The sequence below is a fragment of the uncultured Gimesia sp. genome (genome assembly GCF_937910335.1).
Classification (GTDB): domain Bacteria; phylum Planctomycetota; class Planctomycetia; order Planctomycetales; family Planctomycetaceae; genus Gimesia.
This window is the reverse complement of sequence record NZ_CALEMX010000338.1, coordinates 1-11964: the sequence shown is the minus strand read 5'-3', so window position 1 is coordinate 11964 and position 11964 is coordinate 1. Positions and strand designations below refer to the sequence as shown.

The window sequence follows — 11964 nt, the reverse complement described above, 5'->3', positions numbered from 1 at the left end:
AGACTCGTCCATCGAGTCTTTTTTTGTGCGCAGCCCTACCACTGAGTGATTGACTCATGTATTTTGGAATGAAGATAAAAAAAACATTCCACCATTTCTGGAGTTAAGGACCATGATGCTCAATCGAAAATACCATATCTATAGCAAACTCGTTTTGATTCTTCCTCTACTGTTCATCACAACAACTTTGCGTGCAGACGAGCCCTTGCGAATCATTTGCTTTGGTGCGCATCCCGATGATGCAGAATATAAAAATGGGGGAACCGCTGCCCTCTGGGCAAAACAAGGCCACAAAGTAAAACTGGTCTCCGTCACAAATGGGGATATTGGCCACTTTGAAATGGCTGGTGGAACGCTGGCTCAACGCAGGTCAGCAGAATCCAAAGCTGCTGCTAAAGTGCTTGGAGTAAAATCCGAAGTTCTGGACATTCATGATGGCGAATTACTGCCGACACTGGAAAACCGAAAAACCATTGTGAAACTGATTCGAGAATGGAAAGCCGATTTAGTCATTTCACATCGCCCCTGGGATTATCATCCCGACCATCGTTATGTCGGTATTCTCGTTCAGGACGCGGCCTTTATGGTCACCGTCCCGTATTTCTGTCCTGATGTACCGCGACTCAAAAAGAATCCCGTCTTTATGTATTCCAGTGATGGATTCCAAAAGCCGTACCCATTTCGCCCTGATGTGGTTGTAGCTGTTGACAATGTATTCGATCAGAAACTCAAAGCAGTTGCACAACTGGTATCGCAATCACTGGAAGGAGGCGCGGGCGGAAACCCGGATCGCGCAGCCAAAGTCCCCCCTGCCAATCCGCCGGAACTGCGCATTGAACATATTCGTCCTTCCTGGTCGCGCAGACAATCTTCAGAGGCAAATAAATTTCGAACCGAACTCATCAGTATCTATGGGGAAGAGATCGGAAAGAAAATCAAATATGCGGAATCATTTGAATTATGCGAATATGGTTCACGACCAAACAAAAAAATGCTTTTAAAATTATTCCCGATTGAAGCATCCATACCCACTGACTCAAAATAATCGAGCAGTCAGATGCGGCCAAATCAATGTTGGATACCGCTGATTCTACTAACCTGACAGAGGATTCTGATTCCTCTCTCAGGTTTTTTTCATTTATGATCTGGTCTAATACATTCGAGCCGTAAATAATTGACAACAGTAGTCTTCACAGCTTAGAATATATTAACTGACGATCAGTAAGGGGACTTACCTGTTCTCCCAAGTTGCAGTGGCGCAACATTGGCCTTCCAGAGACGCACCCGGATCGTTGAATTGCCTGATAACAATGAGGGCAAGTACATGAATTGCCGAGTTTACTATTCTACCAGTTGGCTGTTTCTCCTGATCCACTTGGTCGCTCTGCCCCCATTCGTATTCGCGAAAGATTCTACGAAAGTAGATTTCCTGAAACAGATCAAACCACTATTTCAGGCAAAATGTAACTCCTGTCATGGGAGTGAAATGCAAGAAGGTGGTTTTCGACTCGATCTCAAAACACGCGCGTTGGAAGGGGGAGATAGCGGACCGGCTCTCAAACCCGGCGATAGCAAAAAAAGTGAACTCTATCATCGCGTTGCCGGAACAGGTGATGGAGACAAAATGCCTCCCGATGGTGAAGGAACTCCCCTCTCTACTACGGAATTAGCATTAGTCAAACGCTGGATTGACCAAGGAGCGAATTGGCCCGAATCCTCAAACGCGAAAGGAAGTCCTCCAGGCGCCGATCACTGGGCCTTCCAAAAAATCAAACCCATCCTCCCTCCGAAGAATCAAAATTCATCCTGGGGTAAAAATGGTATCGATGCATTCATACTCCAAAAACTGGAACAGGAAAAAATACAACCGTCTAAGGAAGCGAACCGCAGCACGTTGATTCGCAGAGCCTACCTGGACTTGATCGGCTTGCCTCCCTCTATTGAAGAATGGGAGCGCTGGACCTCAGACACCAATCCCAACTGGTACGAAAAACTGGTTGACCATCTACTGGCATCACCGCATTATGGCGAACGCTGGGGCAGACACTGGATGGATCTCGCCCGCTATGCCGACAGTGACGGTTATGAAAAAGACAATAAACGACCTCATGCCTGGCGCTGGAGAACCTGGGTCATCAACGCGTTCAATGAAGATCTGCCCTTCGATCAATTTTCCATAGAACAGCTTGCAGGAGATTTATTACCAAAGCCTGCAACCAGCCAGTTGGTCGCGACCGGCTTTCATCGCAACACTTTGATCAACACAGAAGGCGGGACAGACCCGGAGGAAGATCGAGTTAAGCGAACGGTAGACCGTACCAATACATTAGGATCCATCTGGCTGGGACTGACTGTCGAATGTGCCCAATGCCATACCCATAAATATGACCCACTCACGCAACGAGAATATTATCGCCTGTACGCTTTCTTCAACTCAATCACCGAACCCAACATCGGTGCCCCCTTACCTGATGAACAGGCGGCTTTTCTCAAAATCAATCGCATTTATCAAAAAGACCATGCACCGCTTGTCAAAGCGATTCAGGATTTCGAGCAGAATCAACTCACGAAGTCTCTTACAATATGGGAAAAACAGAGCACAAATTTAAAACCGGTCTGGACGATTCTCAAACCGGAATCTGTGCATGCCAAACAAAATACCACACTTAAAGTCCTGCCCGACCGCTCTGTGTTGGCAGGAGGAAAGAATCCGGGACGCGCGGAAATCTATACTATCACTTTCAAAACGAATCTGAAGAATATCAATGGAATACGCTTGGAAGCACTCACTGACCCCAGCCTGCCAAAGAATGGTCCTGGCCGCAGTCCTTCCGGCGATTTTGAATTGACAATGCTGACAGTCAAAGCAGCTCCCCTCAACACTCCCAAATCATTGAAAGAGTTTCCCTTACAAAAAGCGCAAGCCAGTTTCGAAATGACAGGCTATAAGGTTGACCGTGTTATTAATAACAGCCCGCACACAGGCTGGTCAATCACACCACAACAGGGCAAAAAACAGCTTGCAACATTTGAAACGAAAACCGCCTTCGGAGATGAAAAAGGGACCTTGGTTACAGTTACATTACAACAATCAACAACCCGCAAAACCTACCATAATCTGGGACGATTTCGCCTTGCTCTGACCACCGCCCCCAAACCCTTATCTTTAAACGGCATCTCCGACATCATCGTGGAGACTCTGAAGACTTCACGCGATCAACGAACTGAAGATCAGCAAAAAGAACTGGTAGAGTATTACCGTACGATCGACCCGCAACTAAAGAAATTGAGAGAAGCTGAACTCGCGCATCGAAAAAAAGCACCGCGTAATCCTGCAGAAACCACAATCGCACAGGTCGTCGATCACCTTAAAGTTCCACGAAAAACACACCTGATGGTGCGTGGAGATTTCTTGAATCCAGCAGACGAAGTTCAGCCTGACACACCGGCAGTTCTGCCTCCATTGAAATCGAAAACTCCTGATCGACTAGACCTCGCCAGTTGGCTGTTTACTCCTGAAAGTCCTTTAACAGCACGTGTTACCGTGAATCGGATCTGGAGCCGCTATTTTGGACGAGGAATTGTTTCGACATTAAATGATTTTGGTACGCAGGGCGAACTTCCTTCGCATCCCGAGCTGCTGGATTGGCTGTCCACCCAATTTCAAAAAAACAACTGGAGCTTAAAGCAACTCCATAAGCTGATCGTCATGTCGGCCACCTATCGTCAATCTTCAAACAGTAGACCCGAGCTAATCGAACGCGATCCGTATAATTCCTGGTTATCACATCAAAACCGACAACGCGTTGAAGCAGAAATTGTGCGTGATCAGGCGCTTAGCGTCAGTGGACTCATTAAACACAAAATTGGTGGACGCAGTGTGAATCCTCCACAACCTGCCGGTATCGCCAGCCTCGGATACGCCAACTCTGTCAAATGGCCCACCAGTAAAGGCGACGATCGTTACAGGCGAGGCCTCTACACGTTCTTCCAGAGAACGGTTCCTTATCCCATGTTAATGACGTTTGATTCACCAGACTCGAATCTGAGCTGCACCCGCAGAGAAAGATCAAATACTCCTCTCCAGGCATTAACGATCTTAAACGATCCTGTTTTTTTTGAATGTTCTCAGGCACTTGGAAAACGAATTGTTGAAGAAACACAAAGCAAAAAAACAAGCCTTGATCAGCGCATCAAACATGCGTTCCGTCTCTGCCTGTCGCGACAACCCTCGGCTGAAGAATTTCAGATTATTAAACACCTTTATCAGGAACAAGTCCGACTCCTCAAATCAGATCAAGCTGCCGTCAGTCAACTGACAAACTCCAAAATGATTCCGGCTGGCAGTACGCCACAAGAAGTAGCAGCCTGGATCATCATTGGACGGGTTTTAATGAATCTTGATGAGTTTGTCACACGTGGATAATTAGCAGGAAACTCGTTGCTGAAATTTTTTAAGCAATCTATTTTTTATTTTTCGGACAGAAAAAATGATGACGACCACTCCTGACTCTTTAAATCTGGCACGCCGCCGCTTTCTGATGAATTCATCCTGTAGCGTTGCCGGCTATGCGCTGGCTTCGATGATGCAAAAAGAAGGGCTCCTGGCTTCAGAAGAAAATCTGTCAAACCCTTTGGCCCCGAAAAATTCTCATTTCCCCGGTACTGCTAAAAATTGTATTTTCATATTTCTGGCGGGGGGACCGAGCCAAATCGATCTGTATGACCCTAAACCAAAACTCCGGGAATTAAATGGCCAACCTCTGCCTAAAGAGGTCACAGAAAAAGTTCGATTTGCGTTCATCAATAAAGAGACAGCGACCCTAAGTGGAAGTACACGTAAATTTATCAAACACGGTGAATGCGGTACTGAGTTTTCAGACGTATTACCCCATATCGGATCCTGTGCAGATGATATCGCCTTGATTCGTTCGATGTATACCGAACAGTTCAATCACCATCCTGCCCAATTGATGATGAATACGGGTGTAGGACGTTTTGGCAGACCCAGTGTCGGCTCCTGGTTGACTTACGGACTAGGGAGTCAATCGAATAATCTGCCGGGATATGTCGTTCTGACAGCCGGTCGTGGTGCCAGTGGTGGCGCATCGCTCTGGTCAAGTGGTTCATTACCCTCCACCTATGCTGGCGTCTTATTTAGAAACAAAGGCGAAGCGGTTCTCAATCTGAATAATCCTCCGGGAATCAGCTCAGATATCCAAAAGTCCGGATTGGATGCGATCAAAAAGTTGAATGGTGCTCAACTTGATCAGACGGGAGATAACGAAATCGCCAGTCGCATTGCCAGCTACGAACTCGCATTTCAGATGCAATCCTCAGCCCCTGAACTGATTGATTTATCCAGCGAAACCAAAGAAACACAGGAAGCTTATGGTGTAAATCGTAAGGGAAATACCAAAAATGGCAAGCGTGGTGGCGGTTCAGATGCCGAAGGGGCGTTTTCTCGAAATTGTCTTCTGGCACGTAGAATGGTCGAGCGGGGAGTTCGCTTTGTAAACCTGTATCACGCATCCTGGGATCACCATAGTGGTCTTGATGTCGGAATCTCACGAAATGCAGGCATCATCGACCAGCCAGTGGCCGCCCTTTTAAAAGATCTCAAACAACGCGGGTTGCTCGATTCAACTCTGGTTGTGATGGCAGGAGAATTTGGTCGAACACCACTGGGTGAAAATCGGACTGGTTCCAAAGCAGTCACAGGCCGTGATCATCATCCCAGCGCATTCAGCCTCTGGATGGCAGGCGGTGGCGTCAAAGGAGGCCAGGTCATCGGAAAAACTCACGAACTAGGCTGGTCCGTTGAAGAAGATCCCGTGCACATCAACGATTTTCATGCGACGCTGTTGCATTTGTTCGGGCTGAACCACTTGAAACTGGCTCAGAAATTTGGTGGTTTGGATATCAGACTGACCAATGTAGGTGGAAATCTGGTCGAAAAACTTATCGCCTGATTGCCATGTTGCTCAAACAAATGCACCTTCCAGTCCATGATCAGGGAAAGCGAATCTCGCCACCGATCACAAGACCATGCAGTTTGTAGCTATCAAGACTGTCCTGAGCCTGTAAAGAAACACCGGTTGTATCGTTTGTGGTCGATGTATTGTAGTAAGTGATCGTACCCGGTCTGGCGACCTGATTTGCCCACAAGAAATTGTAACCGACATTAAAAGTAAAGTTTTCAGTCAGGTTGACACGGGCATTCACACCGAATTCAAACGTAGGTGAAAATCTGGTTTTTGCGATTTGTGTGACATGTGTCGGATCTGCTGCGCTGAAAAACTGATCCGTTAATACACTTCCATTATAATCATTCACACCAAACCCAACTTTAGGCTCTGCCGAAATGGTAAACCAGGGATGTACAAATTCCATTCGAACCCCTGCCTGAGGGATATACAGTTTATTACTGGTTTCGGTACTGATGGTGGTTTCGAACAACTCAACGGGAAGCGTTGCCGTTGCAGCCTGGTCTTCAAAAGACCCTTTGATTAACATCGATTCGCCAATTTTCAAATACCGAAAACCAACCATGGGACGCATCTGAAATCCCCCCGCACCAGCGTAGGTCCTGAAGAAGAGTTGTTCGGTGTTAATCACATAATTACTCTCAACACCCCAGGCTGATGACTGATAATCTACGGAAAACTTTTGATTAAATCTTGCACCATTAATCACGGTATCCACTCGCCCGTCCAATAGTGTTTGAATTGAAATACTATTGGACAGATCATAAGTTGTGTTTGTTTCATCGTCCATTGAAAAGTTAGTACGCATCAATTCTGATTTACCATACGAAACCGAACTACGGTCGGATCTCATCCCGAAAAAGATCGCCTCAATCGTTCCACTATTAAAATCAATTCCAAATGTACCCCGGATTCCATTTGATCCCTGTGAACCGATAGAACTGAGGTCCGCTTCATGTGCCTCGAGATTCATGGTACCATCAGGGTCTGGAATCGCATAAGGCAGGCGCGGGTCATTGCCATTTGGAATTTCAGTACCGATCAACTGATTTCCGGGAGGCGCTTTCCATAATAAATATTCCAGACGCATCCAACTGTGAGACGCGATGTTCTTAAACAAACCATCAACGGGATTATCATAGGCCCAGCCGCGATCAACGGGTAACGCCCGCACAATCATATCTGACTGGTAAGGAGAACCACTGTCAGGATAACTATTGTATCCTGAAACATATTGATCCATCGGTTGATTGTATTCCGGCGAAGTTTCGTAATTCACCTGGGCAGAATGTCCGGGATGAAACGCAGCTGGTATGTATAATAACCCTGATTGCGCAGGTGCACTACTTCCAGGAGCATACTGCGCCTGTGCAGAACGGTATCCCACTCCTGTCAGGAGAACAACCATCCCAAGTAATAATCGGTAGGCCGGATTTACCATGTTGTACTTCAATCTCATTTCAAGAAGACTACAAGCCGGAGGTCTACGAAACTGCCTTCGAAAAAAGACAGATCCAGCAAATAATGCCCCTGCAGCGCAGGAATTTCTGCGTGAAGAGTATTAGATATATCAAAGGTATCGGTTATATCGGTTATTCGACTTGTAGGAATCCTGCGTTCTTGGACAGAAAGTTGGGAACCCAATCACGCGAATTTAACACAATGGGAAAGACAGGGCGCAGAGAGAACCACGCTGGTATTAATTTGTAATAGTTTCAATGCCTGGATCAGCTCAGATCAGTTTCTCAGGCTTGTTTATAAGCCCGCTTCAAGCGAGCGCGTCTCCCGGAACGATAGAGCAGCAGAAGTGGTATGATCCCCGCCAGCAACATGACGGCTCCATAGACCGGTTTTGTCACCATCCAGATTGCAGAAATCATTAAGAATGAGAGACTGAATGAACTCAGAATCGCAAATACAGTGATACCACGTCCCACAAAATTGCCCAGCAAAGGAATTTTTTCGACGAGTACAACCAGGGGTTTAAAGAGCGTTGCCAAACCCAGAAACAGTATAACCCAGCCCGAAATCCGAAATCCCCAGTTAAACATGGTGATTGTAACCACACTTTCGGTCGCATTCTCTAAATTCTTCTCTGATGCGTTTTCCCGATTCTCCGCGAGCACAGATTCAGCCTGTGCTATTCGTTCACGTTCCAGATTATTCGTTTCGTTATGCCACAACAAAAAAAGTCCGGCTATGATAAAAACCATTCCGATACCGAGATTTTTCAATGCAATTTTTAATCGATTACGGAAATGATTTTCTGAAATATCATCTGTGTTTTGAGTCATCATACTTGTCTTTACGCAGGAAAACAGGAACTAAGAAAACATGATTCATTACGGAGCTGGTGGCTGACTTGAGAGCGATTCCAGAACTTCCTGAGTCCTGAAAATCTGTACGGATGTCACAGTTAAATAACGATGATTCCCGTTTGGGTCGGTAGAATGCTCTAATTTACCCTGCTCGTTGATCCTCAGCTTACCCGGTTTTGAGAGACCGAAATAGCCTCGTGCTGGTCTAACCGCATAGAGAACACTCGTTAAATCGTAGGTAGGTCGATCATAGGGCATTTGATTCCAATATTCATAGCCAATTTTGATGGGGTGGAATTTCACATAATTGTAATCATTAATAATGCTGCTGGCCCGATTTTGTATTGCACGCCCAACTTCCCAGCCACTCACCACAACTGGAATTTGGGCAGGCCACAACTCGTATAACGTGCGTGCAGCCGGTATATCAACTTTGACATTATACTCATGAAAAGCAGTCGGTTTCTCTTTATCAAAACGACCAATCATCTGTGACAGTAGTTTCACTTTTTGCGTTACTAATTCTTTACCCGTCAGTGAACACGTTTCATTTCCGGGAGATTGCAGGAGACGCGCAATATTGGTTGAAAATCCAACAACCACCAATACGACAGACTGATCTGGTTGCTCAGCCAGAATTTTTCTCAAAACAGTCACCGCTTCGGGAATGTCCTCTGCTTGCTGATAGCGACGGGGAAAGACTGGTTTTCCTCTCGCTGAATACTCGACCACTTTGCGGACATAGGAACCATCTTTCGGTGTGACCCCCTGATGAACACGTCCTAAAGGAATCTGAGGACGTCCGTAAAACGTATTAATCACATCACAGCAGAGTGATGAATGGGGATTATCTTTACTGCTGGTAACCGCCAGCAACTCACACTCTTCCCTCGATTGCAATGCATGAATCACAGCTAAAGCCAGGGCGTCATCAATATCGTTACCAATATCTGTATCAAAGATCAGTCTGACAGGCTCCCCTGCTTCGGCAGTATATGGAAAGGCACAAAAACAAAAAACGAGTGAAATCAGCAGCTGAATCATTCTCATAATCAAACGTTTCTTAATCACTTGAGGAATCTTGAAAATAGAGATTTCGTTCTGGACCAGCCCAGATCATAGAACCAACTCTCATTCAGACATATGCTTCCATGATCTGGATTTCTTTGTATGGGGACAACCAGTATCCAATGAATTTCCGTTGAAGTTTTAGTATTATGTGACTTCACAGAACCAGTTTCATTTTTTCAGTAAAGTATTATCCTCCGAAAAAAGGATCTATAGATGCCAGAACAGTGTTTTTTGGGAGTTGATTTAGGTGCAGAAAGTGGCCGCGTACTGGCCGGATTACTGGACGAAAAGCAGATTCGGCTGGAAGAAGTCTACCGTTTCAGCAATGGACCGGTTCCCGTAGCAGGTACTCGTCGCTGGAATTTAATCGGCCTGTGGTCATCGATTCTCAAAGGCTTGTCTCTGGCAGCTCAAAAATATGGTGACCGCATCATCTCCGTCGGCGTTGATACCTGGGGAGTCGATTATACTTTACTGAATCAAAAGCAGGAAATGCTGGGACAGCCCTATCACTACCGAGATCCCCGCACTGAAGGAATGCTCAACCTCGCGATCTCGCGCGTTCCGCAACAGGAAATCTTTGACGCGACCGGACTGCAATTTATGGAGATCAACACACTCTATCAGTTGCTGTCCATGTCTCAGACAGATCCCGATTTATTGAATCAGGCTGAGACGTTTTTGATGATACCCGACTTCTTTCATTGGCTGCTTTCAGGAAGTCAGGTGGTGGAATTCACGAATGCCACGACGACACAATGCCTGGATCCGAAAACGGGCGACTGGTCAATGGAGCTTTTAAGGCGTCTTGAAATACCTACAAACATGTTGCCTAAAATTGTACCTCCGGGAACGAAACTCGGAACCGTGCGTGAAGAAATCATGCAACATACGGGTCTGGGAAAAATTGACGTAATTGCGCCTGCCACGCATGATACCGCCTCTGCCGTCGCTGCCATCCCAACGTCGAATACAGGAAAAGCGAACTGGGCGTACATCAGCTCCGGAACCTGGTCTTTAATGGGTGTCGAAGTCAATTCCGCTGTTCTTGGACGTCGTGCGTTTGAACTAAATGTCACGAATGAGGGAGGCATCGATGGAACATACCGACTCTTAAAAAACATCATGGGTCTTTGGCTCGTTCAGGAATGCCGACGTTCCTACGAACGCCTCGGTATCTCCCTGGATTATTCTGAGTTGGCCGACGCCGCTTCCTCTGCCGAGCCCTTTCGATCTCTGGTTGATCCGGACGACCCCAGGTTCCTCAGCCCTGATGATATGCTGGAAGCAATCAAAGGCTATTGTGAAGAAAGCAATCAACCCGTCCCTGAAACGGAGGGTCAATACATTCGCTGTGCATTAGAAAGTCTCGCCCTGAAATATCGTAAGGTTCTAGGTTGGCTCGAGGAATTGACGGGAACCCCGATTGAGGTCATTCACATCGTCGGTGGCGGTACGAAAAATGAACTTTTGAACCAATTCACTGCCAATTCGTGTCAGGTTCCCGTCATCACAGGCCCCGTGGAAGCCACGGGACTCGGAAATGTTTTAGTCCAGGCAAGAGCCGTCGGTGCAGTCAGCTCTCTGGCAGAAATTCGTGAAATCGTTCGAAACTCCACTGAAACATGCAGATATGAACCACAAGACCGTGACATCTGGGAACAGGCTATCCAACGATTTGACGAGCTCGTCAACGCAAAATAGGAAACGATTCGAGAAATGACTTCCTCATAGCAGATACTTGCCGTCAGTATCCGAACTCTATATTATCCGGGTCGGAAATGATTGATCCTCAGAAATTTAAGTTCCGCTTTAATATATAAGAGAGTAAAAAATGGGTCTATTCGACCGCTTAAAAAATGGATTGCAAAAAACGAAAGAAGTTCTACGTACGGATGTACGAGACTTATTTAAAGCAGGCGAAATCCTGGATGATCAGAAGATTGAAGAATTTGAAGCCCGGCTCATTAAGACAGATATGGGCGTTGTCTCCTCCTCTGCAATTTGTGATGAAATTCGAAAAAAACATGGTGGACGTACGGTGATTCTTGAAGAAATTGAAGAAACCGTCAAAGACAAACTAAGAACTCTTCTGGAAGGCGAAGGCGATACGAAGTGGAACATTTCGGACCATTTATCACCTCTGAATCAAAATCCGGAAGGAGTCACCGTGATTCTGGTCGCAGGAGTGAATGGTGTCGGAAAAACGACATCCATTGCAAAACTGGCGAATCTGATTCTGAAACAGAATAAGAGCGTCATGCTAGCTGCGGGTGACACCTTTCGCGCAGCTGCTGTTGAACAACTGACATTGTGGTCTCAAAGATTAGGCTGCGAAATTGTCACGCGTCCAGATGGAACCGACCCAGCCAGTGTTGCTTTCTCCGGCTGCGAACGTGCGCTGGAAACCGGTGTTGATTATTTAATTATTGATACCGCGGGCCGATTACAGACGCATACCAACCTGATGGAAGAACTGGAAAAAATCAAACGTGTCGTCGGCAAAAAGATTCCCGGTGCCCCACACGAAAGCCTGTTAGTCCTGGATGCCACAACCGGACAGAACGGAATCAGTCAGGCAGAACATT

At 46.4% G+C, this 11964-nt stretch carries 8 protein-coding genes; 5 read left to right on the top strand and 3 right to left on the bottom strand.

Annotated elements, in window-relative coordinates; all coding sequences use genetic code 11:
* Positions 1 to 112 precede the first annotated feature (112 nt).
* From Q0668_RS13535 to Q0668_RS13525, 3 genes are all read left to right on the top strand, one after another.
* Entirely contained in the window at positions 113 to 1045 is a 933-nt protein-coding gene (locus Q0668_RS13535; RefSeq protein ID WP_298865544.1) for a PIG-L family deacetylase, read from the top strand.
* A gap of 279 nt (positions 1046 to 1324) precedes the next feature.
* Entirely contained in the window at positions 1325 to 4426 is a 3102-nt protein-coding gene (locus Q0668_RS13530) for a PSD1 and planctomycete cytochrome C domain-containing protein (protein WP_298865542.1), read from the top strand.
* 64 nt (positions 4427 to 4490) lie between these two features.
* Positions 4491 to 5972: a DUF1501 domain-containing protein gene (locus tag Q0668_RS13525; protein WP_298865540.1), complete on the top strand. Its 1482-nt coding sequence runs from the start codon at positions 4491 to 4493 to the stop codon at positions 5970 to 5972.
* 40 nt (positions 5973 to 6012) lie between these two features.
* Here the strand turns inward: Q0668_RS13525 and Q0668_RS13520 are convergent, their stop codons facing one another.
* From Q0668_RS13520 to Q0668_RS13510, 3 genes are all read right to left on the bottom strand, one after another.
* Positions 6013 to 7428: a BBP7 family outer membrane beta-barrel protein gene (locus Q0668_RS13520; protein WP_298865538.1), complete on the bottom strand. Its 1416-nt coding sequence runs from the start codon at positions 7426 to 7428 to the stop codon at positions 6013 to 6015.
* Positions 7429 to 7732: 304 nt separating this feature from the next.
* The gene (locus Q0668_RS13515) at positions 7733 to 8284 is read right to left on the bottom strand and encodes a TMEM43 family protein (RefSeq protein WP_298865536.1); all 552 of its coding nucleotides are present in this window, start codon (positions 8282 to 8284) and stop codon (positions 7733 to 7735) included.
* A gap of 45 nt (positions 8285 to 8329) precedes the next feature.
* Positions 8330 to 9355, bottom strand: coding sequence for a nucleoside hydrolase (locus Q0668_RS13510; RefSeq protein WP_298865534.1), 1026 nt, complete (start codon positions 9353 to 9355; stop codon positions 8330 to 8332).
* 234 nt (positions 9356 to 9589) lie between these two features.
* Here Q0668_RS13510 and Q0668_RS13505 point away from each other — a divergent pair, with 234 nt between their 5' ends.
* A complete protein-coding gene (locus Q0668_RS13505; protein ID WP_298865532.1) occupies positions 9590 to 11080 on the top strand; it encodes a rhamnulokinase family protein in 1491 nt (496 codons plus the stop codon).
* Between the two features lie 130 nt (positions 11081 to 11210).
* Positions 11211 to 11964: signaling recognition particle receptor family protein (locus Q0668_RS13500; protein WP_298865531.1), on the top strand; the 754-nt coding region annotated here is incomplete at its 3' end.